Here is a 26859-nt window from a genome sequence, read left to right as displayed (position 1 = left end):
CGAGCGCGGGGCGCGGCGCGACGGCGCGGAAGACCGGGCGTCGCCGGGGCAGCGCGACGGCACGGGCAGGACGGACAGGAACGGCGGGCAGCGACATGGCTGTGTGGGACGACGTGGTCGGGCAGGAACGCCTGACGGAGCAGCTTGCCGCTGCCGCACGCGACGCAGACGCGCTGGTCACCGCCGAGGGCGCGGCCGCGAGCGGCGCGGACCCCATAGCGCAGTCCGGCGCGTCCAAGATGACCCACGCCTGGCTGTTCACCGGCCCGCCCGGCTCCGGCCGGGCCACCGCCGCCCGCGCCTTCGCCGCCGCCCTCCAGTGCGTCAGCCCGGACCGCGCGCTCGGCGGGGCCCCCGGCTGCGGCTTCTGCGACGGCTGCCACACGAGCCTGGTGGGCACCCACGCCGACGTCGAGGTGGTCCGTACGGACCTGCTCTCGATCGGCGTCAAGGAGACCCGTGACCTGGTCCGCCGCTCCTCCATGTCCCCGTCCGGCGGCCGCTGGCAGGTCATCGTCCTGGAGGACGCCGACCGCCTCACCGAAGGCGCGGGCAACGTCCTCCTCAAGGCCGTCGAGGAGCCCGCCCCCCGTACGGTCTGGCTGCTGTGCGCGCCCTCCATCGAGGACGTCCTGCCCACGATCCGCTCCCGCTGCCGGCACGTCACCCTGCGCACGCCGCCGGTGGCCGCCGTCGCCGACGTCCTGATCCGCCGGGACGGCATCGACCCCGACGCCGCGGCGGCCGCCGCCCGCGCCACCCAAGGACACATCGGCCGGGCCCGCCGCCTGGCCACCGACGAGCGCGCCCGCGCCCGCCGTGCCGCCGTCCTCAAACTCCCCCTGCGCGTCGACGACATCGGCGGCTGCCTCAAGGGCGCCCAGGAACTGATCGACGCCGCGACGGAGGACGCCAAGCAGGTCGCGGAGGACGTCGACGCCAAGGAGACGGAGGAGCTGCGCGCCGCCCTCGGCGCCGCCGCCGGCACGGGCGGCCGGCTGCCGCGCGGTACGGCGGGCGCCATGAAGGAACTCCAGGACAAGCAGAAGCGCCGCTCCACCCGTACCCAGCGCGACAGCCTCGACCTCGCCCTGACCGACCTCACCGGCTTCTACCGCGACGTCCTGGCCGTCCAGTTGAACGCCACGGTCCCGCTCGCCAACGACGAGGTCCGCGACAGCATCCGGCGGATCGCCGCCTCCTCGTCCCCGGAGCGCACCCTGCGCCGGATAGAGGCGGTCATCGCCTGCCGCCAGGCCCTCGACCGCAACGTGGCGCCCCTCCTGGCCGTAGAGGCGATGACAGCGGCCCTCCGCAAGGGCTGAACCCCACCAGCCTCTCCGCAGCCACACCCCTCACCCGTACGAGCGTACCCACTCACCCCCACGGAACGTCCCGACCCGGATACGCTCCGTCCACCACCCCGACCGACAAGCCACCCCCCACCCCACCCTCCCACCCCCTCCCACTCTTCCCCCCCCTTCCATCCCCTTCCATCCCTTCCTCTCCTCGGGACCGAGGGACCGCCATGGCCACCAACCGCCTGCTCCGCACCGCCGGTACCGTCCTGACAGCCACCGCGCTGCTCCTCTCCGGCTGCTCCTCGGGGGATTCCTCACCCGGCGCCGCTGCCTCCGGGCAGCCGACGAACGGCCGTAAGGGCTCCGCCGACGCCATGCCCGAAGCGGCGACGGCCACCCTCAAACCGCTCCCCACCACCGTCCCGGCCACCCTCCGCCCGTACTACGACCAGAAACTCACCTGGCGCGAGTGCGGCATCGTCGGCTTCGAGTGCACGACGATGAAGGCCCCCCTCGACTACGCGAAGCCCAGCACCGCCACCGACCTGAAACTGGCCGTCTCCCGCAAGAAGGCCACCGGCCCGGGCAGCCGCATCGGCTCCCTCATGGTCAACCCGGGCGGCCCGGGCGGCTCGGCGATCGACTACCTCCAGCAGTACGCGCCGCAGCCCGACTCCGTCCGGGCCCGCTACGACATGGTCGCCATGGACCCGCGCGGCGTGGCCCGCAGCGAGCCGGTCACCTGCCTGTCCAATGCCCAGATGGACGGGTACACCCGCGTCGACCAGACCCCCGACTCGGACGCCGAGGTCGACCGCCTCACCAGCGCCCTGCGCGACTTCACCCGGGGGTGCCGCGCCCGCACCGGAGCCCGCCTCGGCCATGTCTCGACCGCCGAATCGGCCCGCGACATGGACGTTCTGCGCGCCGTCCTCGGTGACGACAAGCTCACCTACGTCGGCGCCTCCTACGGGACCTTCCTCGGCGCGACCTACGCCGGCCTCTTCCCCACCCGGGTCGGCCGCCTCGTACTCGACGGCGCCACGGACCCCTCCCTGCCCGCCCGGACGATGAACCGCGACCAGACCGCCGGCTTCAACACCGCCTTCACCGCCTTCGCCAAGGACTGCGCCAAGCAACGCGACTGCCCCCTGGGCACCGGCGGCCCCGAAGAGGCCGGCCGCCGCCTGAGCGCCCTCTTCAAACAGCTCGACGCCCACCCCGCCCCCACCGGCGGCCCTCGCACCCTCACCGAATCCCTCGCCACCAGCGGCGTGACGGCCGCGATGTACGACGAGGGCGCCTGGCCGGTGCTGCGCGACTACCTCGCCAAGGCCCAGAAAGGCGACGGCAGCGGCCTGCTGGCCCTCTCCGACTCCTACTACGAACGCGACCCCGACGGCACCTACGCCAACCAGATGTTCGCCAACCCCGCCGTGAACTGCCTCGACCTCCCCGGCGCCTTCTCCGGCCCCGACGAGGTACGGGCCGCCCTGCCCGCCTTCCGCAAGGCCTCCCCGGTCTTCGGCGAAAGCTTCGCCTGGGCCGCCCTGAACTGCGCGTACTGGCCGGTCAAGCCCACCGGCGAACCCCACCGCATCACCGCCGAGGGCGCCGCCCCGATCCTGGTCGTCGGCACCACCCGTGACCCGGCCACCCCATACCCCTGGGCCCGCTCCCTGGCCTCCCAGCTCTCCTCCGCCACCCTCCTCACCTACGAGGGCGACGGCCACACCGCCTACGGCCGCGGCAGCGACTGCATCGACACCACCATCAACACCTACCTCCTGGAAGGCACACCCCCACCCCCCGACAAACACTGCACCTGACCCGGTTCGGACCACCCCCATCCGATGTGTAGACTGGGCTCCGCACCACGCCGCCTTAGCTCAGTCGGCCAGAGCGACGCACTCGTAATGCGTAGGTCGGGGGTTCGACTCCCCCAGGCGGCTCCAACGGAGGCCAGGTCACGTAAGACGTGACCTGGCCTCTTTGTTGTTACCTGGAAGCCGACGGCTGCTGACGCGAGAAAGTCAGTGACGTGGATTACGCCGATCAGCCCCGATAGTCCCGCCGCGAGATCCAGAAAGCCCGAACACGGCATCCTTCACCCGATCGAGTGACGCCACAAAGGGAGATGCCTTGGATCTCCCCGGATCGCCATACTCGGCTGCGAATGGACAGTGAAGGCGGGAGAGCGAGTAATGCCAGATGTCTTCGACTGCATCGAACGGAAGGTGCGGAAGATCTTCGGAGAAGCGCCGGTGTGCGTGCACGTGGGAGATGTAAAGGAGTGCGAGATCAAGCGTCATCCCACCTATCCGAAGTTCCGCGCCGAGGCGATATCGTCCGGAGTCCGGTCGGCTCCGAGTTCCCGGCTGTGGGAATCCATGATTGCCATGGGCAGGTTGTCCGACCTGGATGGCGACAACACATGGCGACTGGTCATACTCGACTGCATCGTCCCTTGTTTCCGTTCGATATCCAGTAAAATCTCCCGGGACTTCCGGGCCGAGCGTGAAGAGATACGCTCGGCCATGGTGGCGACCGCTTTGGAGGTGTGGGCGGATACCGCCATGGGCGTACCGCCTCGTCACGTCAGAGACCGAATGGTGAAGGCGGCCTTCGATGCGGCCTTCCGGTTTGCGGATGCCACCTCGTCGGAGTGGTCGATGGACGACATCGAGATATTCGCGCGGCCGGAAATATCCGCTCAGGGATCTACGCTGCGGGCGTCGTCGATCATCGATGTGGACAGCATCCGCGATGCTGACGTCGCAGAACAGATCCGGGGTGAGCGGCTCGGCGCGCTGTATCAGCGGCTGGGGCACTTCGACGCCGTACGGAGCTTCCATGACCAACTTCGCTCCGGTAGCCGTTCGGGCTCGGTCAGCCAGGCGGTGCGTTCCTTCGGGCTGCTCCGGTCCAGAATTTCCAACCCGAACCTTTACTACTACGCCTCGGACCTCTACCCCTCATTCATCGGCCTCCGAGAAGCCGCCGGCGTGATGGGCATTGCGGAATCCGCCGCGCACCGTCTCATCAGGGCAGGACAGTTCCCGTTCCCCGTGGCGAGGGCGGGTCGCAGCTACAAGGTGTCCGTCAAAGCGTTGATGCACTTCAAGGACATTCCGGACGCCATCGTCCACGTCGACGACATCGAAAGCGGCGCCCTGCACGCGGGTGGCGGGGTGCGGTGAGTCTAAGGGGCCACGTGTCCGCTGCCTGGCCAGCCGGCTTCCGCGGAGCCTGCACGACCGACCCCCGTCCCGGGGCGGTCTTCACTCGCGAGTTCTCGCAATCTCTCCAGCTCGACCACGTCGGGTCTGTCGTTCGCGCCGAGTCCGGCCAATTCCGCCAACGTCTGCGAGAGAGGCTCTTTGCAACAGGTAGTTGTTCGGCCGCCCGGCTGCGACGACCGGTGTCGTGATCACGCCACGTTGTACGGGCGGAATGCGTGGCGTGAGATCACGGTGGTCACGTGAGCGCGGCTTACGTGAGGTGTGGTGTCACGCGTCGAACTCGCCGCGCCAGGCGAAGTCCAGGAGGGCCTCGGGGAGATAGTCGGTCTCGACCTCGACCGGGACGCCGTTGGCTTTCGCCAGACAGGCGATCGCCAGCGGAGCAAGGGCCACGACCCCATGGATGTTCTGAGCGCGGTCCTCGTCGGCGGTCCAGTACTCCTTGTGCCAGCGGACGGCGTCGGCCAGGGCCTCGTTGAAGCCGGCGGCGTCATTGCGCAGGTAGCGGTAGAGCATCATGATCGGGGGGTAGCGGAGCTTGGTCATCGTCTCCGCGTCGACGACGCGGGCGTGCTCGGGAGCGCTCAGGTCCACGGCTCGCACCAGGTGCGTGCGCAGGTCGTCCCGGTGGAGCCAGAAGCTCTGGAGGGTCTCCACCCAGGAGTAGGTGTACTCGTCCAGTTCGCCACCGAAGTCGCGCAGCAGGGACATCGGAGTCCGGGCCAGCATGTCGAGGCGGGCTGCTTCACGGCAGATGACCGCGAGGTAGAAGGCGTTGAGCCAGGTGTTCGCATTGATGTAGGTCTGCGGTCCGGTGGCGACGAGGTGGCGCTCCTCCTGGCGGATCTTGCAGGTGACCGTTTCCCGGTCGGGAGCGGCGGCGGCGAAGACGGCCGAGTGCACCTGCATGGCCAGCAGCCAGGACTCCCAAGTCTCCAACATGACGGCACCGGGGTCACCGACACAGCGGACCAGGGCGACGTTCAGCGACCTCATGACTGCGCTCGACCTGGAGTTGTGCGAGGTCTCGATCTCCTCCAACGAATAGGCCAGCGACCCCTCCATGACGGGAACCACCGCTGCCATCTCGTCCTTGTCATAGTCCTGGCGCGGCACGATCACGGGCCCTGTCTCCCTTGTCAGATCTTGAAGAATTCGAGGACGGCTCCAGCGTACTTACTGCCGCCGTCTGTGGCTTTCACCATGGCGTATTCCAGGTTCTTGCTGTCCAAGGCTCTCGTGAGCTCATCGGCGAGCTCCGCGTTCGTCCATACCTTGCCCGAGGTATCGGTCACCTTCAGGTTCGGTCGGCGCTCCATCTCGGCGATGATGGTGCGCAGGTACGGCTCAGTGCCTTGCTTCACCATGAAGCCCTCGGCCGGGCCGGCGCCCTTGCGCCAGAGGAGGCTGGAAGAAGGCGCCTTCGCCTCGATGATCATCAACTTGCCGTCCGGACGGCGGTACAGCTGGTCGAACATGTTGGCGCCGTTGGACGTCTTGGGCAGTGGCTGCTCCGCCGAGCCGGGAAACCTTTCCGGGACGACGTGCAGCCGCGCCGCGTCCTCGCCCAGGCGTTCCGAGAACGAGGTGTTGTTGGAGGTGTTCTCGCCCCATCGTGGTGTCATGCGAGCCTCGAAACGCTCCTGCGCCTTCGCCAGGCCGTCGAGCGTTTCGGCGGTGGGCGTGGACTTGTGCATGCGCTCGGCGTTGGCGAGTTCCACGGAGACCCTGCGGTCCTTGGAGACATCGTCGAGATGGTCGATCGCGGGCAGGGTCTCGTCGCGGACGAATGGATCACGGCCGAACTTGGTCTCGGAGCCGGCGGAGGGAAGGCTGTCCTTGGGCATCCAGGCCCCGTCGCTGTCCTTCGCCAGGATCGGCAACTCGACATCGTCGATCTTGGTGTGGATGCTGAGGCGGTGCCCGTCCGACCGGTAGTACTGGTTGAACCAGGTTTTGTCGGGATCGTTGGCCTTCTGAACGAACTCGGCCTGCTTGGCCTTGACCTGTTCGGGCGTCAGCTGCTGCCCGGAAGTGGTGTGCGGCGGCTGGCCATCGTGACCGCTCGCTGGGGCCGGCCCGTGGCCCGCACGGTCCCCCTTGTCACCGAAGGCCGGGATGTCGTCGAAGCCGCCGGGCCCGTGGCCGCCCAGCGGGTTGTGAGTGCCGCCGGTGCTCAGCGTGTCCGTGTGGCTGCCTCCGGTTGTGGGGGCTTGGTCGCCGGTGCGGCCTGTTCCGCCCGTCCCGTCGTCCACGTTGTTCGTGGGCAAATGGCTGCCCGCGCTGCCGTCACCCGCGCGTCCCGCGGGGGAGGTGTCGTCTGGACCGGTCCCGCTGTGCCCCGCCTTACCGCTCGTGTGCACCGGACCTGAGACGTCCGAGCCGATGCGTACGGCATCGTCCCCCCGCCCGCCCACACCGGCCAGGACCGGCTGTTCCTGGTGGGCCGGAGTCTCGACGCGCGGGTGGTCCGCGCTAGTGGTGGGTGAGGCGGGTTTGCCCTGGGGGCGTTCTTGGCGTCTTGGAGGAGGGTGCCGTCCTTGCCGTAGAGGTTGCCGGCGCCGTCCGCGAAGTTTCCGGTGAACGGGTCCTTCACCGTGTGCGGGGGAAGGGTGACCGTGTCTTCCGGCAGCTTGATTCTGCGGTCGGGGAGTACGGTTGCCCCTTCTGGGATGGCGGCATCCTTGGGGAGTCGGATCGTGCCGTCCGGCAGCTTGGCGGCGCCTTCGGGCAGGCTGTAGGCGCCCTCGGAAATCTTCGGGATCTCTACGTGCCCGAGGCCCTTGAGGTGGCCGATGACATCGCCGACCTTCGACAGCCCCAGCCCCGCCCCCTTGAACACATACGTCATCGGGTCGATGACCTGGCCCGCCTTGCCGGCGAAGGAGAGGGCCTTGGCGGCAGCGCCCGCTTTGCCGGCGCCCGATACGGCCGCGCTGCCGCCGCGGGTGAAGAGGGCGGTCAGGACGTTGAAGGTGACGGCGCCCGCGGCGCGGGAGTTGTTCGTGCCCCACTGGTCCCAGGCCAGCATCGCCTTGCCGGTGTCGACCATCGCCTTCCGGGAGTCACGCAGCCAGGAAGGGAGCATGTTGCCGGGCATGGTCAGGTAGGCGGCGCCCAGGCCGGGGATGGCGGCGATGGTGATGGCGGTGGAGAGCTTGGCCAGGTTGACCCATGCCTCGCCGGCGGCGTCCCAGCCGTCCACGCCGACGAGGGTGCCCAGGCCCCTGACGGTGCCCCACAGGCCGTCGACAATGAGTCCCTTGCCGAAGTCGTAGACGTGCTCCCACACCTGCCAGGCGGGGACCGACTCCTCGACCGCGTCTCCCCAGGGGAGGCTCTTGGACTGTTTGAGGGCTTCGGCGTCGTAGCCGTACATGCCCTTCTGGTCGGTGCCGTCGTTCGTCTTGAGCGCGGTGCCGCCGACCAGGGCGACGATCTTCGCGTGGCAGTCGCGTTCGGCCGACTGGAAGGCGGCCCAGACTTCGGCAATCTTGTTACGGCGGGCGAGGTTCTCCTCGACCAGGTCGCCGTCCTCGTTCCAGTCGTCCTCGGCGGCGTCCTTGGCGCGGAAGTCGGCGGCTTCCTGTCTGAGCCGGTTCAGTTGGTCGACCAGCGGGGTGATCTCCTGGGCGTAGGTGCCCAGGGCCTTGGAGACCGTCTGCATCTCGTCGCCGAGGGTCCGTGCGGTGCGCGCCACCGGCTCGGTGACGGCGAACAACTGCTCGGCCTCGGGTGCGTGGTAGAAGGCGGACAGGCCGCCGAAGGACGTGTGGACGTCCGAGCCGGCGGTCTTGACCTTGGTGCCGCCCTGGGCCAGCGACGTCACCTTGGCCTGGAGGCTGCCCAGGTCACCGGTGTAGACCGGCACCTCTGCCGGGTCGACCGGCGCGTTGCTCACTGCTTCCCCCCGAAGGTCTTCAGCGCGTCCAGCCGCACGGCCCGGGCGGCGTTCTGGGCGTTCCTGGCCGCTTCCAGGTCGCCCTCGACGTACTCATTGGTGGCCTGGGCGGCGCCCAGTACGGCGGCCTGGACGCGGTCGGCCATCGCCTTGATGTCCCCCTTGCGTCGGGACGCGTACTCGACCAGCGCGGCGGCGACCGGGCCCGTCGCCTTCTGCGGCAGCCGGTCGGGGGCGACCGGGCCCACCGGCTTGGCCGTCGTCAGTACCGGTGCCCCGCCCGGCAGCGTCGTGGCCTGCGAGCCCGGCACGGCCGTGCCGGCCGCCCGGGCCGCCTCCTGGAGGTCCGTGAGCAGCGTGTTGAGGGCCGAACCCAGGTCTTCTGAGTGCGCGCCGACGGCCTTCAACTGGCCTTGGACTCCCTGCGGTTGAATGTCCCATGACGCCATGTATGCCCCCCTGGCTGCACATCCGTAGCGCCGCCGCACGCACCGTGCGGCGGCGCCGTCACCCCGTGGTCTCCCAGCCGTCGACGCGTTACGGAGAAGTGCGTCCCTCCTGGCGCGCCGGGCCGGTTCAGCCGATGTTGTCGACCGCGGCCTTGGCGCGGGCGAGCGTCTGGTGTGCGGTCCCGTCGTTCTTCTCCAGCGTCGTCCGCAGGAGCTGGATGATGCTCCTGACCTCCTGGGACGCGCGGTTCCAGCGCAGTTCCTTGCCGTGGTACTCGTCCGCGACGCCGTCCGCCGTGAAGTCGGCCATGGCGGCCTTCACCTGCGCGTCGCGCTCCGTGATCACCTGTTCCAGGCGCGCGATCACGGCCTGGATGTTGCCCTGTGCCTCCGCCGAGGCGCCCGTGTCGTATGAACGGCGGTCCATGCCGGCAGCCATGTCGATCCCCCTGAGGTTTCCGGTTACTTCTGCGGCGGTCGGCCGTCAGCGGCCGGAGAAGCGCGCCGCGTCGAAGTTCGCCGCCGCCATCTGCGACCGGGCGTTGTCGGCCTGCTCCTGGTCACCGGAGCCGAACGCCGAATCCATGCCCGCCTGGCCGCCGACGATCGCGGACAGCGCGCTGTTCAGGGCCGCCGTGATCTCGTCGGCGCGCGACTTGAACGAGTCGAACGCGGCCTTGCCCGAGCCGTTGAACTTGCTCTCCAGCGGCTGTGCCGCCTGTACGAGCTGATGGATCAGAGCCCCCAGCTCCGAACCCGAACCCTGGGACTGCGACCTCAGGGTCGAGAGCGTCTGTGCCCCCATGTCGAACTTCATCGGGCCCCCCTGCCAGACGTGACCTTCACATGTACGTTCATCTCTATCAACTCGGGCATCAGTGGTGCAATCAGTAATGGCGGTGCTGTGACACGCTCATGACGTTCGGGCGTCGGGTGATGCCTCGTGGACGCAGCAGGTGCCTCGCGGGCACCCCTAAGAGGTTTCGCCGGCGCCTTTCAGATGGCTCATCAGGAGCTCGAAGTCCCGCCAGCCCGACACGTCCGACGGGTCACCGGGCAGCGGGTAGTACAGCGCCGGTCTGGTCTTGCGGCCGAGGCGGACCGGCGCTTCGGCCAGCGGGGTACGGAAGGCGCGGTCGCCGGGCATTGCGTGAACTTCTTCCGCGCCGAGCACGAACGCCACGGGCACGCCCGGGCCTTCGAAGCGGGGCGGTACCGCGAGGTCGCGGCGGGCCTTGCGGATCTGTACGAGCATCGACCGGAGGCCGTGACGGGTTGCCAGCACCTCCGCGACCCGGGGCAGGGACTCGACCGGCGGCTCCTCGACGGCTCCGTAGCCGAACATCAGCCTGACGTCTTCCTCCACGCCCGCCTTCGTACGGCTGATGCGCACCGTGGCGAGGCCGGGACGGGCCGGGCTGCCGACCACCACGAACCAGGTGGGCTCGGGCGCTCTGGCGTAGGCGAGGTCGGTCAGGTGGCGGGGTGACCAGGGGAGGCCGGCGGGTTCGGCGGTTCCCCATCCGGCGGGCGGTTCGCCGGTCAGCTCGCGCCATACGGCCTCCAACGCGCCGCCGAGGACCAGCCCTTCATGTGCGGGGTGGACGGTGCGGAAGGTGACGGCCAGTTGCCGCTCGCCGGTGGGCGCGGCCTCCTGGAAGGCGGCGGCCAGGGTGGCGCGCGGGTCGTCCGGGGTCGCGTCGGCGGCCGTGAGCGGCGCGAACATCTCGCCCTGCCAGCGCAGTACGGCCCCGGTCAGCCCGTCGTAGTAGCCGTCCCGCTCGTCCCGTACGACCCAGCGGGACGGCCAGGTGCCGAGGTTGTCCCGGACGGCGGGGGAGAGGGTGGTGCCCGCCGGGGTGACGATCTGGAGCCCCAGCTCGGCGAGGGCGGCGGAACGGAAGGCGTCGGAGAGCCAGGCGGTCATGGCGACCACCGGCCGGTCCTGGATCACGACGGCGGCCTTGTCCGTGAGGACGTCGACGGCGGGCCGGTCGGTGGCGGGTGCGGGTACGACACCCTCGTCGTCGGATGGCACCACGGCCAGGCTGCGCGCGGCCTCCGGGGGCCAGGCGGTGCCGCCGGACAGCGAGGCCAGCCGGGCCGCGAAGGTGCCCGCGAGCCGCTCGGCCTGCTCGACGCCGGTGGTGGCACGGGCCTCCGTCCACCAGTAGGGGAGCGAGGGCGCCGTGGCACCGAGCAGCCGCTCGGCCTCGCCGGCGACCTGGATGAGCAGGGGCGCCTCCACCGAGACGAGCGGGCGCCCCGCCGGGTCGCAGAGGCGCAGGAGCGCGCCCTCTCCCGCCGTGTCGAGGAGTTTGTCGGGGCCCCCGGAGAGCAGGCCCGCGAGCAGGCCCCAGGGGTCGGGCATACGTGCCGTGAGGGCGATGACGTCCTTGGTCATGGGGTCGTCCGGTCCTTCGTCGTTCGTGGCTCGGCCGCCGCGGTCCGGGTGGACCGTCTGCGCGCGGCAGCGGTCGGGCGGGTCACTCGGGGGCGTACACGGTCTGGATGAGGCGGTGGGGGCGGCCCCTGCGGACGAGTACGCCGCGGCCGGCGGGCTGCTGGGACGCGTACAGGCCGGGGAACAACTGGCCCTCGCCGCGGTCGCCCGCCATGAGCAGCGCCGTGGCCCCCGATTCGCGCAGGCTCTGCACGAGGGGCTCGTACATGCCGCGTGAGGCGCCTGCCACGCGGCGCGTCAGGACGAAGTGCAGGCCGATGTCCGCGGCGGCCGGGATGTAGGGCAGGAACGGCGCCAGTGGCGCCTGGCCCGCGGTGGTCAGGACGTCGTAGTCGTCCACGAGGACCACGATCCGCGGGCCGCCGCCCCAGCTCCCGGGCTCCAGCTCTTCGAGGCGCGCGGTGTCGTCGGGCAGCCGCTGCTCCAGTACGGTCGCGATGCCGTTGGCGAGGCCCGCGCACAGCTTGGCGTTGTACGCGTAGCCGCCGTTGAACTCTTCGGGGATCACGCCGCGCAGGCTGCGTCGCGGGTCCATGACGGCGAAGACCAGCTCGTCCTCGCCGTAGCGGTCGACGAGGCCGGTGGCGACGGCCTTCAGGAGGTTCGTCTTGCCGCACTCGCTGTCGCCGAGGACCAGCAGATGCTGGTCGTGGGCGAACAGGTCGAGCAGGACGGGTTCGAGTGCCGCCTGGTCCAGGCCGATCGGCACCCGGGTGGGTTCGGCTGCCGGGCCGGGCAGGAACTGCGGCTCCAGGAGGTGCGGGAGGACCCGTACCGGCTGGGCGGTCTCGCCGCTCCAGGACGCGCGGACGGTGCGGGCCGTCCGCTCCAGGACCGCGCCCAGCTCCGAGGTGTCAGCGAGGCCGTCCGTACGGGGCAGCGCGGCCTGCGCGAAGAGCCGTCCGTCGGTGAGGACGCGGCCGGGTTCGTCCGGCGCGAGGGTGGCGGCGAGCTTGTGGTCGATGCAGGACTCGCCGGGATCGTTCAGCCGCAGTTCGACGCGGGTGCCGAAGTTCGACTGGACGGCGATGCGCGCGTCGTTCCAGCGGAGCATGGCGGCGACGACATGGACGCCGTAACCGCCGCCGCGCCGGAGGATGTCGGCGACGTCGTCGTCCAGTTCCTCGAAGTCGTCGCGCAGGCCGCCGAACCCGTCGATGACCAGCACGATCTCGGCGGAGGCCAGCTCGGGCAGCCGGCCGGCCGCGTGCAGGTCACGCAGTTGGCCGAGGGAGTCGATGCCGTGCTCACGGAAGAGCTCCTCGCGGGCCGTGAGCATGGTCCGTACCTCTTCGACGGTCCGTGCCGCGCGCTCCCGGTCGGCACGTCCCGCGACACCGCCGACGTGCGGCAGGGCCGAAAGGGCCTGGAGGCCGCCGCCGACCAGGTCGAGACCGTAGACGCCGACCTCTTGCGGGGTGTGGGTCAGCGCGAGCGAGAGGACGAAGGTGCGCAGGAGGGTCGTCTTGCCGGACTGCGGGCCGCCGATGACCGCGGCGTGACCGCCGGCCACGGTGAGGTCCAGGTACCACTGGCCCTGCCACTGTCTGGCCGGGTCGTCGAGCAGGCCGAGCGGCACCCGGAGCGGGGTCCGGTCCCGGACCGTGCCCCGTATGCCGTCCGTCGAGGAGCCTCCCGGGGCGCGTCCCCTCGTGTCCAGGAGCTGGAGCCCGCGCCTTCCCACGTCCAGCGGCCCGGCGACGGTGTCCAGGGCGATCGCGCCGGGCAGCGGCGGCAGCCAGATCCGGCGTACTGTCCCGAGGGCCTGCGCCAGTTGCCCGACCATGACGCTCAGTTCGGTCGGTCCGGTCTCACGGCGGCGTACGGCCGGTTCCTCCACGTCCGGGCCCTGCCCGTCGCTTGTGGTGTTGAAGGCGTCGTAGCGGAGGGCGCGGGGCCCGGTGGTCTCCTCGTCCGAGCGGGGTGCGGGGCCTCGGTAGGGCCCCGACACGTAGCTCGCCTTGAAGCGGTCGTAGTGGCTGGTGTCGACCTTGAGGTAGCCGAATCCGGGCAGCGGCGGCAGGTGGAAGGCGTCCGTGGTGTCCAGGACCGTACGTGACTCGTCGGCGGAGAAGGTGCGCAGGCCGAGCCGGTACGAGAGGTAGGTGTCCAGCCCTTTGAGGTTGCCGCCCTCGATGCGCTGGCTGGAGAGCAGCAGATGGACGCCGATGGAGCGGCCGATGCGGCCTATGGACAGGAACAGGTCGATGAAGTCCGGCCTGGCCGTGAGCAGTTCGCCGAACTCGTCGATGACGACGAACAGGTGCGGCAGCGGCTCCAGGTCGGGCCGCCGGCTGCCGCGCAGCGCCGCGTAGTCACCGATGTCGGCGATGTTCCCGGCGTCCTTGAGGAGCTGCTGGCGTCGCTTGACCTCGCCGGCGAGCGAGGCGTGGACGCGTTCGACCAGGCCGGCCTGGTTCTCCAAGTTGGTGATGACACCGGCGACGTGCGGCAGGTCCGCGAACGGCGCGAAGGTCGCGCCGCCCTTGTAGTCGACGAGGACCAGGGCGAGATCCTCCGGCGGGTGCGTGGTCGCCAGGGCGAGGACAAGGGTGCGCAGCAGCTCCGACTTCCCGGAGCCGGTGGCGCCGACGCACAGGCCGTGCGGACCCATGCCCAGCTCCGAGGACTCCTTCAGGTCCAGCAGCACCGGCTCGTGGAGGTCGTTGACGCCGATCGGTACGCGCAGGAAAGCGCGCTCGCCGCGCGGGGCCCACAGGCGCGGTACGTCGAGCCGTGCCACGTCGTCGATGCCGAGGAGGCCGGCGAACCCGACCGGCCCGGACAGGGGCGCGTCGGCCGGCGACTCGGCGGACAGCCGCAGCGGCGCCAGCATCCGCGCCAGCCCTTCGGCGAACGGGATGCTCACCTCGTCCACGGTGCCGTGCGCGCTGACCGGTTCCGGTTCGCGCAGGTCTTCGACGGCCACCTGATCACCGTCGACGGTGATCCGGACGCTGACCTGACCCGGCTCCTGAACCCGCCGGTCGAGCAGGTGCAGGACGGTGACGGCCATCTCCCGCAGGTCCACCGCCTCGTCGGGACGCGGGAGTTCGACGGCGTCCTCCCCGTGTCCGTCGGCGACGACGAGCAGCCGGGACGTCAGGGCCAGGGCATCCTTGCCGGAGAGACCACGCCGCACCTCCGCCGCGTACGAGGCGCGCCGGCGCAGTTCGGGGCCGAGCTGCCGGGCGAGCTGCGGCGCGGAGGGCGCGATACGCCGAGCGGCGACGGGACCGTCGTACTGCTCCGTGTCGAGCAGGTGCGGCAGCCACTTGGCCCACTCCCAGTCCGCCAGCCGGTGGCCGGGCACGGCGAGCGCCATGCCCACGTCGTCGGGGGCGTGCAGAGCGGCCGCCTGGACGAGCAGGGCGCGCGCGAGGCGCAGGCAGTCCTCACGAGGGCCGATGACGCTGACGTTGCCGACGCGGTCGAGCGGAACGGTGAGCGGGAGACCGGTGCCGGTACGGAAGCGCGCCAGCAGGGCCGACGCCTCGTTGAGCATGAAGCGGTCGGGCGGGGTGAGGACGGAAGAGCCCTGCTGGGTGATCCGCAGATCGCGTACGGGCATCTCGCCGGTGCCGGCGCGGACGCGCAGGAAGTCGCGGTCGGCGCGCCGGCGCTCCCAGAGGCGGGCGGGGTCGCGGACCATGTCGTACAGGGCGGGCGGCGGCGGATCGAGGACGTCGGCGCGGCTGCGCCGCTCGCGCTCCTCGGCGGCGAGCTCCTCGCGCAGGTCCTCCAGGTAGGTGAGGTACGCCTCGCGCTGGGTGCGCCGGGTGCGCTGGGCCTTGCCGCGCTGCGAGAGGACGAGCACGACCGAGCCGATGACGGTGACGACCAGGATGATCGCACCCAGCGCGGCGAACTGGCTGTTGCGCACGACGGTCATCATCACCACGGACGACATGACGCCCGCGACCGGCAGCAGCGACATCGCGACGTTGCCCGCCTTGCCCTCCGGGAGGTTGGGCGGGGCCTCGACGAGGCGCGGCTCGGGGGCGGCCGGGGGTTGGGCGGTCCTGGCCGGGCGGTGGATCAGTCGGGTACTCATCGTCGTCCGTCGTTCACGTTCGGGTTCGGCATCCGGTTCAGTGCCGCTGCTGGGCGAGGCGGAAGACCTCGGCGGCGAGGCGGGCGGCGGCTTTCCTGGTGGGGTGGGCGAGCGAGGCGGTGCGGATCGGGCCGCCGGACGCCAGATGGCGGTCGTACGGCAGGGTGCGGACGGCGGCCCCGGTGGACCGGAGCTGCCGGGTAGCCGCGTCGAGGTCGATGCCCGGGTGGGGCGTCAGTTCGGTGAGGACGACGACGGTGCCGGGGAGCAGGCGGCGCGGCAGTCCCCGCATCCACCGGAGCACCGCGTACGTACTGCTGACGCCTTCCGGCGTGGCGGGGCTGGTCAGTACGCGGCTGTGGGCCGCGGCGAGTGCGACCCGGCCGACCTCGGCGGGCAGCGTCTCGCAATCGATGACTATCACGCCGAAGTAGCGGCGCAGCGCGACCACCGCCCGCTCGTACGCCCGGCTGTCCAGGCTCGTACCGACCTGCCCCGACTCGCGGGCAGCAGCCAGGCGTTGTCGGGGAGCGGGACCAGATGACCGGTGACGTCGGGCAGCGTCATGTCGGGGGTGACCAGGTCGGCGAGGTCGCCGGTGGTCCAGCGCACCGTCTCGGCGCCGAGGCGCAGCGGCAGCGAGCCGAGCGCCGGGTCAGCCTCCAGGAAAAGGACCGGGTCCTGCCGGTAGTGCGCGTACGCGGTGCCGAGCAGGGCGGCGACCGTGGACTTGCCGGAGCCGCCCCGGATGGAGGTGACGGCGATCTGCCGGCCGGTCGTCACCGGACGCTGGAGCAATTCGGCGGTACGGGTGGCGTCGGCGACTTCACGGGTGGCCGACGCGTAGACCGTACGGCGCAGGGCGCGTACGGCTCGCGCGGCGACGGACTCGCCGTGCCGCGGCGTGCGGTCCAGCGCGACGGACGGTCCGTCGCCCATGACCGGGCGGGCCTCGGGAGCGCTTCGGGGTGCGGGAGCCGGGACTTCGCCGGTCACTTCTGGCGGTGTGTGGCCCAGGTGTTGCCGGCCGGATTGCTCGAAGGCGCCGCCCCCGTGGGCAGGGGCCGGCTCCTGAACGGGCTCCACGCGGCGCTTCTGGCCGATGGGGGAAACGCTGTGGTCCGGCTCGGCTGTGCTCCGCGCATCCTGGTGAGGAACACCTCTCAGGTCCCGCAGGACATCACTCTGCCAGTCGCCTCCGTTCGGCATACCCGCCCTTCTCCCCCCAAGCTGCTGCCCCGCCCGGAGCACCCGCGAAACGACTCAGAACCGGTTGAGCAGTTGCCCGTACACACCGAACACCCCGAAGGCGAGCGGGAAGAGCGCCACCATGCCGATGGACTCGGCCAGGTCGGCCACGCGCCGCAGGCGCACCTGCACATGCTCGGGGAACTGCACCGCCAGCACGAGCAGGGGCAGCGCCGCGGCCGCGCACAGTACGGTGAGCGGCCCGGTAGCCCCGGTGTGCTCCATCCACACCACGACGAGCCGTACGACGACGCACGACGCGGCGGCGAACAGCGCGACGACCTCGGCGACCAGCGGGAAGGCCCGTGCCTTCGACATCAGCACCACGACGATGAGCGAGGCGAGCGCCACGGTCCACACGGAGGCCTGTGCCGCCAGGGTGAGCAGCCAGCCCGCGGCCGCCGCCGATATCGCGGTGACCGTCGTCGACATGGCCAGGCCGCGGTGCGTCACCGCGAGCGCGGTACCCACCTGGTGGCGGCTGACCGAGGCACCGGCCGAGCGCCGGTCGTCGAGCGCGGTGAGCCCGGACGCCATCAGGGCGAGCCGCGGCAGCAGGCCGAGCAGCATCAGGGAGACGACGGCCATGACCGCGCCGAGCCGGGCCGGTTCGCCCTGTACGGCGGCGACCGCCTCCCATCCGGCGGTGAGCGCGCCGGTGGTCACGGCACCGACGAGGCCGCCCTTGCCCAGCGGCGAGAAGTACCCGAGGAACACCAGCGTCAGGACCAGCGCGCCCGCGACGGCGGCGAGCCGCGCCGGGCCCGGCCAGGCGTACGCGTCGGCGGCCGTCCACGCGTCGAGCACGCCGAGCCCGCCGGCGATGGCCAGCAGGGCGGTCGCCAGGCCCCGGTTGCCGCGCCCGAGCCTGGCGACCAGCGCGCCGGCCGGCAGCAGGACCAGCGCGACGGCCGACAGCACACCGGCCAGGGTGCCGAGCGCGACCTCACGGCGGGCGAGCAGCGCGGCGGCCACCGCGAAGCCCACGGACGCCGCGCCCGCGCCGGCCCTGCGCGCGGCGGGCCGCCAGCGCCAGGCCCGTACGTCGAGGTCGTCGGCCACCTGGTCGGTGACGTCGTGCACGACGGGAGCGGGCGGCGCGGAGTGCGTACGGACGAGCCGGAGCACCGCGCCGTCGGCGATCCCGGCGGACGCCAGGGTGCTGTCGTGCGGCAGCGCGGACCCGTCGGACGTGATCAACTGCCGGGACATCGGGCGCGGCCCGGGCCGGTCGTCCAGCAACGTCAGGATGTCCGGGATGAGCTGACCGATCGGAGTGTCGGAAAGCAGCACGATGTCGGCCCGGCGCCGCTCGCCGACCAGCGTCACCCGGCTCAGTTGCGCCTGCGAAGTCGTCGTTCCGCTCACCACGTGCCGGAACCTACCATCGGGGCACCGGCGCATTCCCGGGCCGGCTGAACCTGTCGGTGTTCCCGGTCCCCGCTCGTCGCGGATTCAGGAAAAGCCCCCGCACCAGGGCAAGTTCTTTGCGTGTGTCCCCGGAATGCCGCAAAGCCCGCCCGGACCTGTTCCGTGGGTTTCCGCGATTCCGTCGGCTTCGCGGACTTCGGCGGCTGTTCGTACTGCCGCGTCCGGCGTTGCTGTTCTTCCTGCTCGGCCTTCTGCTGGGCCAGTGTGTGCTGCAGGAACGACCATGCGACGCATCCCGCGCACAGGACGGCTGCGACGACGACCCCGGCGAATATCTTCCCGAGCCGCTCGTCCAGTGTGCGCCGCCCCCGCTGGGCGCCGAAGAGCAAAGCGTCCCGCATCCTGCGCCGGCGGACCGCCACCGACTCCAGCAGTTGACTGTCATAATCCCGCGCCATTTCGGCCCCCCTACCGTGCCTCTGCAACATAGGGCATGGGTGTGACAGTGGCGTGCGGGGGCGCCGCTTTTGGCTGGAGCTCGCTGCTGTCCAGCGCTGACGCAAATAATTCGCGTTAAGGTGGAGAGGTGACTGGCAGGGTGAATGAGGGTTCCGGGTCCGGGGCCAAGGGGAGCAGGAAAGTCGCTGCTCGGCCCGGTGGGCGTAGTGCGCGGGTGCAGGAGTCGGTGCACCGGGCCGTTCAGGAGCTGATGGCCGAGCTGGGGCGGGACGGGCTGACGGTGCCGCTGGTCGCGGCGCGGGCCGGGGTGACGCCGTCGACCGTGTACCGGCGGTGGGGTGATCTGCAGGAACTGCTGTCGGACGTGGCGGTGGAGCGGCTGCGGCCGGAGGGGGCGCCGGAGGATCACGGGTCGCTGCGGGCCGATCTCGGGGCCTGGGCCGAGCAGTTCCTGGAGGAGATGGCGTCCGCTGCCGGGCGTGCGTACACGCGGGACGCGCTGGCGGGTGATCCGGACGGCGGCAATGCCGGGCAGTGTTCCGAGTACGCGGCCGAGCAGGTGCGGATCCTGCTGGGGCGGGCGGCCGGGCGGGGGGAAGCCGTGCCGGAGCTGGAAGAGGTCATGGATCTGGTCGTGGCGCCGATGATGTACCGGATCCTGTTCCGGCCGGGGCCCGAGACGATGGTGGGGGAGAAGAAGGCGGGGGAGGCCGGGGCAGCCGGCTCCGGGGCCGTTGCCGACTATGCGAGGCGGCTGGTGGAGCGGCTGCTGCCCGGCTGACGGGTGCTGATGCGTGCTGACCGGTGCTGACGGTCAGGCCGGGGCTATCCGCGGCACCGGGCGGTGGGCGGTCTCGTAGGCGTGCCCGAGTTGCAGGAGGGTGGCTTCGCCCAGCGGGCGGCCGATCAACTGCATCCCGATGGGCAGGCCCTGGTCGTCGAAGCCGACGGGGAGGGAGAGGGCGGGGAAGCCGGTGATGTTGGCGGGGGCGGAGAGGCGTACATAGGCGTCGGAGACGCTTTCGGTGGAGCCGTCGGGCCAGGTGAAGGTCGTCTGGTCGGTGCGGGCGGCGGTGGCGGGGACGGTGGGGGCGGCGAGTACGTCGATGCCGTCGAAGAGGTGGAGCCAGGACCGGTGCATCAGGGTCCGGGTGCGCTGGGCGCGGATGTAGTCGGTGGCCGGGAAGAACTCGCCGACTTCGAGGAGCATCCGTACGTCGTCGGAGTACAGGTCGGGGACGGCCCGCAGTGTGTCCTGGTGGTACGCGGTGGCCTCGGGGACCATGTGCCCCCACTGCACGGCGTGGACGTACTCCGTCATCGGGACGTGTACGGGTATGGCGGTTGCGCCCAGCGCGGTCAGCGCGTCGACGGCGGCGCGGACCGCGGCCGCCACCTGGGGCTGTACACGGTCGAAGTAGTAGTTGGCGGGGACGCCGATGCGCAGGCCGGTGAGCGGTTCGCCGAGGGCGCGGGTGTAGTCCTCGTGCGGGCGGTCCAGGGACGCCGGGTCGCGCGGGTCGTGTCCGGCGAGCGCCTGGAGGACGAGGGCCGCGTCGCCGGCCGTACGGGTGATCGGGCCCACGTGGTCCAGCGACCACGACAGGGAGGTCACGCCGTGCCGGGAGATCAGGCCGTAGGTCGGTTTCAGGCCGACGACGTGATTGAGGGCGGCGGGTACGCGGATCGAGCCGCCGGTGTCGGTGCCGAGGGCGAAGGTGGCCGTGCCGGTGGCGACGGCGGCCGCGGAACCGCCGCTGGAGCCCCCGGCCACGTGCTCGGGTGACCAGGCGTTACGGGTCTGCGGCGTGGTCAGGCCGTACGCGAACTCGTGGGTGTGGGTCTTGCCGGTCAGCACCGCGCCGGCGGCCCGGAGCCGTTCCGTGACGGCGGCGTCCGCGTCCGGCGTGTGACCGTCCCGGACCCGGGAGCTCGCCGTGGTCGGTACGCCGGCCACGTCGATCAGGTCCTTCAGCGCCACGGGGATGCCGTGCAGCGGCCCGCGGTGGCGCCCGGCGGCGATCTCCCGTTCGGCCTCGGCGGCGGAGTCGAGGGCCGCTTCGGCGGTCACCGTCACGTAGGCGCCTGCCTTCTCCTCCACGGCGGCGATTCGGTCGAGGACGGAGGTGGTGAGTTCGACCGGGGAGAGGGCGCGGTCCTCGATGAGGCGGGCGGCTTCGGTGAGGGAGAGGTGGTGGGGGAGAGGAGTGAAGGGGGAGGTGGGGGCGGGTGTGGGCGAGGGGGCGTGCGTCATGAGGTCTTCCCGGGGGAGTGGGTGGTGCGAGGGGCGGCGGTGAAGACGGGGGCGGGTGGTGTGTCGCCCAAGGGGAGGGCGCGCAGGGCGCTGAGGACGGAGTCGATGGTGTTCACGGTGGCCGCGACGCCGGTCAGGCGGTCTTCGGGGAGGGGGAGGCCGGCCCGCCGGGCCAGGTGGGCGATGTCCTCGGGGGTGAGGGTGGGGGAGGGGCGGGAGGGGGGCATGGGGTCTCCGTGTGGGGAAGAGGGGTGGCGGGAAGGGGAGGGGCTGGCTTTAAAGCTAAGGCTTTGCGTTTGGTGAGCCTAGGGGGCTAGGCTCGGTTAAGGCAAATATTTAGCTTTTGGTCGTGGCGCGGGAGGTTCCTGCTGCCGATCCCCTGGTCCTGGCTCTGGTCCCGGCCCTGGTCCCGGTTCCGGCTTCTCCTGCTCCGCTCCCCACCCGTACGGAGGCCCCATGTCCCCCCGCCCCGCGCACACCTGGCACGTCGGCGACATCACCGTGCACCGCGTCGACGAAGTGGCGCTGCCGCCCGAGACCGGCGCCTGGCTGCTGCCCGGGGCGACGCCGGACCTCGTGGCCGGAGTGCCCTGGCTCGCACCGGAGTTCGCGCGCCCCGACGGCACGCTCCGCGCCGCCGTGCACACCTTCGCGCTGGAGGTCGACGGTTTGCGCGTACTGGTCGACACGGGCATCGGCAACGGCAAGACGCGCGCCAACCCCGCCTGGCATCAGCTCGACACGCCGTACCTCGACCGGCTCACCGCCGCCGGTTTCCCGCCGGAGCAGATCGACTACGTGATCCTCACGCACCTCCACGCGGACCACGTCGGCTGGAACACCCGCCTTGCCCCCGACGGCAGTTGGCAGCCGACCTTCCCGCGCGCCCGCTATCTCACCTCCCGGGCGGAGTACGCCTATTGGTCCGGCGTCGAGATGGAGGAGAGCCGCCGCCAGATGTTCCGCGACTCGGTCGAACCCGTACGGGAGCACGGCCTGCTGGACCTGGTCGACGTCGCCGCGCCCGGCGTCGAGATCCTGCCCGGCGTCACGCTCGTCCCGACGCCCGGCCACACGCCCGGCCAGAGCGCGGTCGCCCTGCGCAGCCAGGGGCAGTCGGCCGTCATCACCGGCGACTGCGTGCATCACCCCGTACAACTGGCGCACCCTCAGTTGTGCAGCAGCGTCGACATCGACCCGGAGGAAGCCGTACGGACGCGGCGGTGGCTGTTCGACGAGGTGGCGCGGAGCGGCGCGCTGATGCTCGGGAGCCACTTCGCGGCGCCGACCGGCGGGCTGGTGCGGCGGGAGGGGGACGGGCCGGCGGGAGCCGGAGCCGGAGTCGAGGGTGGTACGGGCATGGAGCGGTACCGGCTGGAGACCGTCGGCGGCGAGTGACGGCCCCTCAGCGCCGCCCAGGATGGCGCCGACCCGTACCGGGGGCGTCCGACCCCTCCCGGGGGGCGCCCGCCCCCACCGCACGCCAGCGCGCACGCCCCGCAGCGTGCGCGCGTCCCCGCATGGCGGCATTCTTGAATGCTTAAGGGCATATCGGGGCAAGGCTGTCGCTGTCGTTGCTGTCTGCGGTGGGCGTGCCCGGGAGGCCCTGATGAACCAGAGATCGTTCCGTCTCGCGGCGGCCACCGGATGCGCACTGCTGGTCACCGGCCTGACGCCCGTCTGCGCGGGCGGCGCGCAGGCCAGTCCGGGAGCCGCCGGCCGGGTGACGGCTCCGCTCGCCGACGCTGTGAGCATTCCCTGGCTCTCCGGCCCGGTCGTCGTCGCGCACCGTGGAGCTTCCCAGGTGGCGCCGGAGAACACCCTCGCCGCCGTGGACGCGGCGGACCGGCAGGGCTTCAAGTGGGTCGAGAACGACGTTCAGCAGACCCGCGACGGGAAGCTGGTGGTGATGCACGACACCACGCTGGCGCGGACCACCGACGCCCGGCGCGTGTTCCCCAGGCGGGCGCCCTGGCGGGTACGGGACTTCACGGCCGCCGAGATCGCGCGGCTGGACGCCGGGAGCTGGTTCAACAAGCGCTTCGCACGTGAACGGGTGCCGACGCTCGCGGAGTTCCTGCGGCGGATGGAGGACCACGAACTGCGGCTGCTGCTGGAGATCAAGAGCCCGCAGCTCTACCCGGGCATCGAGGCGCGCATCGTCAAGGAGCTTGCGGGCGCGGGCTGGCTCGACCGGAGCCACGCGCGCCGCCGGCTGGTGATCCAGAGTTTCAACGCGGGCAGCATGCAGACGGTGCACCGCCTGGTGCCGAATGTCCGTACCGGGTTCCTGGGCAACCCGCCGCTGGACGCGCTCGTTTCGTACACCCGCTACGTCGACCAGATCAACCCCCAGCTCTCCAAGGTGAACGCGCAGTACGTGGCCGCCGTCCACCGGCTGCGCGGAGCGCACGGCCGCCGGATGGAGGTCTTCGCCTGGGACGTGCCGCTGCGGGACCACGCGCGCATCGCTTCCGCTTACGGCCTCGACGGCGTCATCGTCTGAGGGAGGTCATAAGGGCGGCGGGGGAAGACGTCCCACCGCTCCCGGTCCGCCCCCACCCCACCCACCCCCGGCCGTCTCGTAAGGTCGCAGGGGCGGCGCGCCGCCGACCGCAGGTGAGCAGCCGCCCCGGGATGTGGCCCGGGGCACAGAAGGAGCAGGAACCGGCCATGACCGACAGCATCTGGAGCGGGGACCACCTGGACCTCGACGCCTACCTCGCACGGATCGGGTACGAGGGCGAGCGCACGCCGACGGCCGGCACCCTGCGGGAGCTGCACGCCCGGCACGCCGCCGCCTTCGCCTTCGAGAACCTGGAGATCATCCTGGGGCGGCCGGTCCTCCTGGACCTGAAGTCCCTCCAGGAGAAGATGGTCGGCCGCCGCCGCGGCGGCTACTGCTACGAGCAGAACCTGCTGTACGCCGCCGCGCTGGAACGTTTCGGCTTCCAGGTCTCCGGGCTGGGCGCCCGGATCCGCATGGGGGAGACCAAGATCCGGCCGGTCACCCACGCCCTCCTCAAGGTGCGGCTGGACGGCGCGGACTGGATCACCGATGTGGGCTTCGGCGGGGAGGCGCTGCTGGAGCCGGTCCCGCTGCGCGACGGTGTCGAGGTCCGGCAGGGCGGCTGGACGTTCGGCCTCGTGCGGGAGGGGGAGGACGACACCTGGGTGCTGCGCTCGCGGCACGCGGACGGCTGGTTCGACCTGTACGCGTTCGGCCCGGAGGCCCGCCACCCGGCCGACTACGGCGTCTTCAACTACTACATCTCCACCCACCCGCGCTCGCCGTTCACCGGCCGTACGGTGGTCCAGCAGCCCGGCCCTGACCTGCGGCGCACCCTGATCGGTACGGAGCTGACGCTGACCCGCCCGGACTGGTCCCGCGAGGTGCGGCAGGTGCCGGCCGAGGAGATCCCGGCCGTACTGGAGACGGACTTCGGGCTCGTACTGGACGGGCGGGACGCGGCCGACCTGGTGGCCCTGCACCGGGAACAGCCGGTGGCCTGACGCGTACGGGCGGCTTGCCGCCCCCTCCGGCTTCACACCTCCGCCAGCCCTTACCGGACGACCGCGACCCCTTCGATCTCCACCAACGCCGCCTCGTCCCACAACCGCGTCGCCCCGATCACCGCCATCGCCGGATAGTCGGCGCCGACCAGCCGCTTCCACACCCGGCCGATCGCGGCCGCGTTGCGGCGGTAGTCGGCCACGTCCACGGCGAAGACGGTCAGCTTGGCGAGGTCGCCGGGGCCCGCACCGGCGGCTCGTGCCGTGGCCAGCAGGTTGGTCAGCGCCCGTTCGAACTGCTCGACGACGCCGGTACCGACGATGCGGCCCGTCCCGTCGAGGGCGGTCTGGCCGGCCAGGAACACCAGGGTGCCGGGCGCGGCCCGTACGGCATGGCTGAAACCCGTCGGCGGCGACAGCTCGGGCGGGTTCACCCGTTCGAAGCCACCGGCTGCCACAGGTGGCTGCTCGCCGCCCGGTACCCGTTCGCCACTCACGTCCCGTGCACCTGCGTCACCCACGCCCGATCCGCCCCCTCCGCCGCTCACGCCCGATGCGCCCCCTCCGTCGCCAACTCGTACCGTACTCCCAGTGATTGCAGCGCGTCCCGCTCCTCCTGCGGAAGCTGCTCGTCGGAGATGACGAGGTCGAAGTCGGCCAGCGGCGCCAGCGAATACAGCGCCTGGCGGCCGAACTTGGAGTGGTCCACCAGCAGCACCTTGCGCCGCGCCGCGGCCATCAGCGCCCGCTTGACCAGGACGTTCTCCTGGGCCTGGTGGTAGCAGTGGCCGTTGTCGACGGCGGAGGTGGACAGGAAGGCGACATCGGCGCGGAAGCTGCGGGCGATGTCGGCCGTGGACATGCCGAGGAAGGCGTTGAAGGCGGCGTGGTACTCGCCGCCCAGCGCGATCACCCGGATGTCGGGTTCCTCGGCCAGCTCGTTGATCACCTGGAGCGAGTTGGTGATCACCGTGTACGCGCCGCGCGAGGCGAGCGAGCGGGCCAGCGGCAGCGCCGTACTGGAGTCGTCGATGATGACGGCCTGGCCGGGCTCGGCGATGGCCAGCGCGGCCGCGCAGATCGCCTCCTTCGCCGCCACCTGCTCGTTGCCGCGCCAGCGCGCGTTGGACTCGAACAGCGCGTTGGGCGCGGCGGTCGCGCCGCCGCGCACCTTGCGCAGCCAGCCCTGGTGCTCCAGGGAGTCCAGGTCGCGGTGGACCGTCATCTGGCTGACGCCCAGCTCCTGCACCAGGTCCTCGATGCTGACCTGCCCCTCGGCCAGCACCCGGTCCGCGATCCGCTTGCGGCGGTCCTTGGGGCCCAGCTTGGTCTCGGGCGCCGTCGCCGGCGCCGGGGTCCCGGCCGGTGCCGAGGCGTCTGGAGTCCCTCCGGTGTCGGCCAACGCTGATCCCTTTCCGTACGTACGCGGCTGTCCGCCGAGTCTATGGCGTGGTCACGCCGGGGTCGCCGCCCCGGAGGACGGGGGCCCGCCGGGCGTTCCGGCCACCGCGTACGGCCGGAAACGGGCGCCGCCGCACCCGTCGAGCGGCTTCTGCACGGCGAGGGCGACCTGCTCACCCGCCTCGCGGCGATGGCGCGGATCACGCGCGGGCCGGCGGCGACGGCGTCCGGCTGAGCGGGGCGCGGTCCCCGTGGAGCGCGGCGCGCAGCAGGCCCGTCCAGCGGGCCGTCGTCTCCCGTGCGAGGCGGGAGTCCGGGGCGAACATCTCGAAACCGTGCCAGGCCCCCGGTACGTGGTGCAGCGCGACCCGTACCCCGGCGTCCCGCAGCCGGCGGGCGTAGGCGAGCCCGGTGTCCCGCAGCGGGTCGAGGCCGCAGACGACGACGCAGGCGGCGGGCAGGCCGCGCAGATCGGTGGCGCGGGCCGCGGCGGCGTACGGGTACGCGGCGGCCCCCTCCGGCGCGTAGTGCCGCCAGCCCTGCTGGATGAACGCGCCGTCCGGCAGTCGCGGGTCGCCGTTCGCGGGCGTCGGCCCCGTACCCGCCGTGTCGTCCAGATCGGGTACGACCAGCGACTGGTGGACGAGGGCCGGGCCGCCCCGGTCACGCGCCATCAGCGCGACGGCGGCGGCGAGCCCGCCCCCGGCGGACTGCCCGCCGACCGCGAGGCGCGCGGCGTCGACACCGAGCGCCGCGGCCTGCCCGGCCGTCCACTCCAGGGCGAGGTAGCAGTCCTCGACCGCCGCCGGGCACGGGTGCTCCGGGGCGAGGCGGTACTCCACCGAGACCACCGCCGCCCGCACCTCGCGGACCAGCCCGATCGCCGTACGGTCCTCACCGGGCGGCGCCTGCCCGAACGTGTAACCGCCGCCGTGGAAGTGCAGCACCGCGGGCAGCGGGCCCGGCACGTCCGCCGGCCGGTAGACCTCCACGGCCAGCCGCGAACCATCCGGCCGCGGCACCGCGAACCGCTCGCTCGTCACCCCGTAGCGGTCCGCGGGGAAGTGGCGGGCGAGGGCGTGCATCCCCGTGCGGGTGCCCTCGATGTCGGCGTACGGGTCGAGAAGCGGAGGCAATTGCTCCAGTACGGGCGCAAGCTCAGGATCGACATGCACAGCAGGCACGCACTCCTCTCTCTGCAC

Annotated in this window: 23 protein-coding genes and 1 tRNA gene; 8 read left to right on the top strand and 16 right to left on the bottom strand. The window is 71.7% G+C overall.

All coding sequences use genetic code 11. The annotated features are described in order from the left end of the window. Window positions 1–95 precede the first annotated feature (95 nt). From EJG53_RS18510 to EJG53_RS18495, 4 genes are all read left to right on the top strand, one after another. Window positions 96–1325 carry a DNA polymerase III subunit delta' gene (locus EJG53_RS18510; RefSeq protein ID WP_125045778.1) on the top strand — a complete coding sequence of 410 codons (1230 nt, stop codon included), beginning with the start codon at window positions 96–98 and terminating at the stop codon, window positions 1323–1325. Window positions 1326–1528: 203 nt separating this feature from the next. Then, a complete protein-coding gene (locus tag EJG53_RS18505; protein ID WP_125045777.1) occupies window positions 1529–3130 on the top strand; it encodes an alpha/beta hydrolase in 1602 nt (533 codons plus the stop codon). Window positions 3131–3179: 49 nt separating this feature from the next. Continuing rightward, window positions 3180–3256: transfer RNA gene (locus EJG53_RS18500), tRNA-Thr, on the top strand. 249 nt (window positions 3257–3505) lie between these two features. Beyond that, the gene (locus EJG53_RS18495) at window positions 3506–4501 is read left to right on the top strand and encodes a helix-turn-helix transcriptional regulator (RefSeq protein ID WP_125045776.1); all 996 of its coding nucleotides are present in this window, start codon (window positions 3506–3508) and stop codon (window positions 4499–4501) included. Window positions 4502–4810: 309 nt separating this feature from the next. On the opposite strand, the gene EJG53_RS18490 is transcribed toward EJG53_RS18495, so the two are convergent. From EJG53_RS18490 to eccD, 11 genes are all read right to left on the bottom strand, one after another. Continuing rightward, window positions 4811–5665: an immunity 49 family protein gene (locus tag EJG53_RS18490; RefSeq protein ID WP_244955204.1), complete on the bottom strand. Its 855-nt coding sequence runs from the start codon at window positions 5663–5665 to the stop codon at window positions 4811–4813. 17 nt (window positions 5666–5682) lie between these two features. Continuing rightward, the gene (locus EJG53_RS18485; RefSeq protein ID WP_125045775.1) at window positions 5683–6798 is read right to left on the bottom strand and encodes a hypothetical protein; all 1116 of its coding nucleotides are present in this window, start codon (window positions 6796–6798) and stop codon (window positions 5683–5685) included. Continuing rightward, window positions 6720–8444, bottom strand: coding sequence for a hypothetical protein (locus EJG53_RS18480; RefSeq protein ID WP_125045774.1), 1725 nt, complete (start codon window positions 8442–8444; stop codon window positions 6720–6722). The genes EJG53_RS18485 and EJG53_RS18480 overlap by 79 nt, the downstream gene beginning before the upstream one ends. After that, the gene (locus EJG53_RS18475) at window positions 8441–8893 is read right to left on the bottom strand and encodes a DUF6507 family protein (RefSeq protein ID WP_125045773.1); all 453 of its coding nucleotides are present in this window, start codon (window positions 8891–8893) and stop codon (window positions 8441–8443) included. The genes EJG53_RS18480 and EJG53_RS18475 overlap by 4 nt, the downstream gene beginning before the upstream one ends. 127 nt (window positions 8894–9020) lie before the next feature. Next, window positions 9021–9332: a pore-forming ESAT-6 family protein gene (locus EJG53_RS18470; RefSeq protein WP_030019277.1), complete on the bottom strand. Its 312-nt coding sequence runs from the start codon at window positions 9330–9332 to the stop codon at window positions 9021–9023. A 45-nt stretch (window positions 9333–9377) separates the two neighbouring features. After that, the gene (locus EJG53_RS18465; RefSeq protein WP_125045772.1) at window positions 9378–9710 is read right to left on the bottom strand and encodes a hypothetical protein; all 333 of its coding nucleotides are present in this window, start codon (window positions 9708–9710) and stop codon (window positions 9378–9380) included. A gap of 156 nt (window positions 9711–9866) precedes the next feature. Continuing rightward, a complete protein-coding gene (locus EJG53_RS18460) occupies window positions 9867–11297 on the bottom strand; it encodes a DUF6177 family protein (RefSeq protein WP_125045771.1) in 1431 nt (476 codons plus the stop codon). A gap of 82 nt (window positions 11298–11379) precedes the next feature. Then, window positions 11380–15411 carry a type VII secretion protein EccCa gene (gene eccCa / locus EJG53_RS18455; RefSeq protein ID WP_125045770.1) on the bottom strand — a complete coding sequence of 1344 codons (4032 nt, stop codon included), beginning with the start codon at window positions 15409–15411 and terminating at the stop codon, window positions 11380–11382. A 37-nt stretch (window positions 15412–15448) separates the two neighbouring features. After that, the gene (locus tag EJG53_RS43630) at window positions 15449–15862 is read right to left on the bottom strand and encodes a MinD/ParA family ATP-binding protein (RefSeq protein ID WP_307721690.1); all 414 of its coding nucleotides are present in this window, start codon (window positions 15860–15862) and stop codon (window positions 15449–15451) included. Continuing rightward, window positions 15832–16407, bottom strand: a complete 576-nt coding sequence (locus EJG53_RS43625) for a hypothetical protein (protein ID WP_307721689.1) — start codon at window positions 16405–16407, stop codon at window positions 15832–15834. Before EJG53_RS43625 ends, EJG53_RS43630 begins: the two co-directional genes overlap by 31 nt. 267 nt (window positions 16408–16674) lie before the next feature. Then, window positions 16675–18063, bottom strand: coding sequence for a type VII secretion integral membrane protein EccD (eccD, locus tag EJG53_RS18445; RefSeq protein WP_125045769.1), 1389 nt, complete (start codon window positions 18061–18063; stop codon window positions 16675–16677). Between the two features lie 676 nt (window positions 18064–18739). Between eccD and EJG53_RS18435 the strand changes: the two genes are divergently transcribed. After that, window positions 18740–19270: a TetR/AcrR family transcriptional regulator gene (locus tag EJG53_RS18435; RefSeq protein WP_125049438.1), complete on the top strand. Its 531-nt coding sequence runs from the start codon at window positions 18740–18742 to the stop codon at window positions 19268–19270. A gap of 33 nt (window positions 19271–19303) precedes the next feature. On the opposite strand, the gene EJG53_RS18430 is transcribed toward EJG53_RS18435, so the two are convergent. Together EJG53_RS18430 and EJG53_RS18425 are read right to left on the bottom strand one after the other, a co-directional pair. After that, complete coding sequence (locus tag EJG53_RS18430) at window positions 19304–20743, bottom strand: amidase (RefSeq protein WP_125045768.1); 1440 nt, start codon at window positions 20741–20743, stop codon at window positions 19304–19306. Beyond that, complete coding sequence (locus EJG53_RS18425; RefSeq protein WP_125045767.1) at window positions 20740–20970, bottom strand: hypothetical protein; 231 nt, start codon at window positions 20968–20970, stop codon at window positions 20740–20742. Before EJG53_RS18425 ends, EJG53_RS18430 begins: the two co-directional genes overlap by 4 nt. A gap of 229 nt (window positions 20971–21199) precedes the next feature. On the opposite strand from EJG53_RS18425, the gene EJG53_RS18420 reads away from it, so the two are divergent. The 3 genes from EJG53_RS18420 (at window position 21200) to EJG53_RS18410 (ending at window position 24256) form a co-directional block, all read left to right on the top strand. Beyond that, the gene (locus EJG53_RS18420) at window positions 21200–22141 is read left to right on the top strand and encodes an MBL fold metallo-hydrolase (protein ID WP_125045766.1); all 942 of its coding nucleotides are present in this window, start codon (window positions 21200–21202) and stop codon (window positions 22139–22141) included. Between the two features lie 211 nt (window positions 22142–22352). Next, window positions 22353–23249 carry a glycerophosphodiester phosphodiesterase gene (locus EJG53_RS18415; protein WP_125045765.1) on the top strand — a complete coding sequence of 299 codons (897 nt, stop codon included), beginning with the start codon at window positions 22353–22355 and terminating at the stop codon, window positions 23247–23249. A gap of 167 nt (window positions 23250–23416) precedes the next feature. Further along, the gene (locus EJG53_RS18410; RefSeq protein WP_125045764.1) at window positions 23417–24256 is read left to right on the top strand and encodes an arylamine N-acetyltransferase family protein; all 840 of its coding nucleotides are present in this window, start codon (window positions 23417–23419) and stop codon (window positions 24254–24256) included. 50 nt (window positions 24257–24306) lie between these two features. Here EJG53_RS18410 and EJG53_RS18405 read toward each other — a convergent pair whose 3' ends face one another. From EJG53_RS18405 to EJG53_RS18395, 3 genes are all read right to left on the bottom strand, one after another. Further along, window positions 24307–24753 carry a RidA family protein gene (locus tag EJG53_RS18405; RefSeq protein WP_244955203.1) on the bottom strand — a complete coding sequence of 149 codons (447 nt, stop codon included), beginning with the start codon at window positions 24751–24753 and terminating at the stop codon, window positions 24307–24309. A gap of 47 nt (window positions 24754–24800) precedes the next feature. Continuing rightward, a complete protein-coding gene (locus EJG53_RS18400; RefSeq protein WP_125045763.1) occupies window positions 24801–25658 on the bottom strand; it encodes a DeoR/GlpR family DNA-binding transcription regulator in 858 nt (285 codons plus the stop codon). A gap of 199 nt (window positions 25659–25857) precedes the next feature. Continuing rightward, entirely contained in the window at window positions 25858–26841 is a 984-nt protein-coding gene (locus EJG53_RS18395; RefSeq protein ID WP_125045762.1) for an alpha/beta hydrolase, read from the bottom strand. Window positions 26842–26859 lie beyond the last annotated feature (18 nt).

The sequence above is a fragment of the Streptomyces chrestomyceticus JCM 4735 genome (assembly GCF_003865135.1).
GTDB lineage: Bacteria > Actinomycetota > Actinomycetes > Streptomycetales > Streptomycetaceae > Streptomyces > Streptomyces chrestomyceticus.
This window is presented reverse-complemented; position numbering and strand designations above follow the sequence as displayed.

Coding starts and splice junctions, on each gene's coding strand:
- EJG53_RS18510 (WP_125045778.1), top strand. CDS start 96: ATGGCTGTGTGGGACGACGTGGTCGGGCAGGAACGCCTGACGGAGCAG.
- EJG53_RS18505 (WP_125045777.1), top strand. CDS start 1,529: ATGGCCACCAACCGCCTGCTCCGCACCGCCGGTACCGTCCTGACAGCC.
- EJG53_RS18495 (WP_125045776.1), top strand. CDS start 3,506: ATGCCAGATGTCTTCGACTGCATCGAACGGAAGGTGCGGAAGATCTTC.
- EJG53_RS18475 (WP_125045773.1), bottom strand. CDS start 8,893: ATGGCGTCATGGGACATTCAACCGCAGGGAGTCCAAGGCCAGTTGAAG.
- EJG53_RS18470 (WP_030019277.1), bottom strand. CDS start 9,332: ATGGCTGCCGGCATGGACCGCCGTTCATACGACACGGGCGCCTCGGCG.
- EJG53_RS18465 (WP_125045772.1), bottom strand. CDS start 9,710: ATGAAGTTCGACATGGGGGCACAGACGCTCTCGACCCTGAGGTCGCAG.
- EJG53_RS18460 (WP_125045771.1), bottom strand. CDS start 11,297: ATGACCAAGGACGTCATCGCCCTCACGGCACGTATGCCCGACCCCTGG.
- eccCa (WP_125045770.1), bottom strand. CDS start 15,411: ATGAGTACCCGACTGATCCACCGCCCGGCCAGGACCGCCCAACCCCCG.
- eccD (WP_125045769.1), bottom strand. CDS start 18,063: ATGCGCCGGTGCCCCGATGGTAGGTTCCGGCACGTGGTGAGCGGAACG.
- EJG53_RS18435 (WP_125049438.1), top strand. CDS start 18,740: ATGGCCGAGCTGGGGCGGGACGGGCTGACGGTGCCGCTGGTCGCGGCG.
- EJG53_RS18430 (WP_125045768.1), bottom strand. CDS start 20,743: ATGACGCACGCCCCCTCGCCCACACCCGCCCCCACCTCCCCCTTCACT.
- EJG53_RS18425 (WP_125045767.1), bottom strand. CDS start 20,970: ATGCCCCCCTCCCGCCCCTCCCCCACCCTCACCCCCGAGGACATCGCC.
- EJG53_RS18420 (WP_125045766.1), top strand. CDS start 21,200: ATGTCCCCCCGCCCCGCGCACACCTGGCACGTCGGCGACATCACCGTG.
- EJG53_RS18415 (WP_125045765.1), top strand. CDS start 22,353: ATGAACCAGAGATCGTTCCGTCTCGCGGCGGCCACCGGATGCGCACTG.
- EJG53_RS18410 (WP_125045764.1), top strand. CDS start 23,417: ATGACCGACAGCATCTGGAGCGGGGACCACCTGGACCTCGACGCCTAC.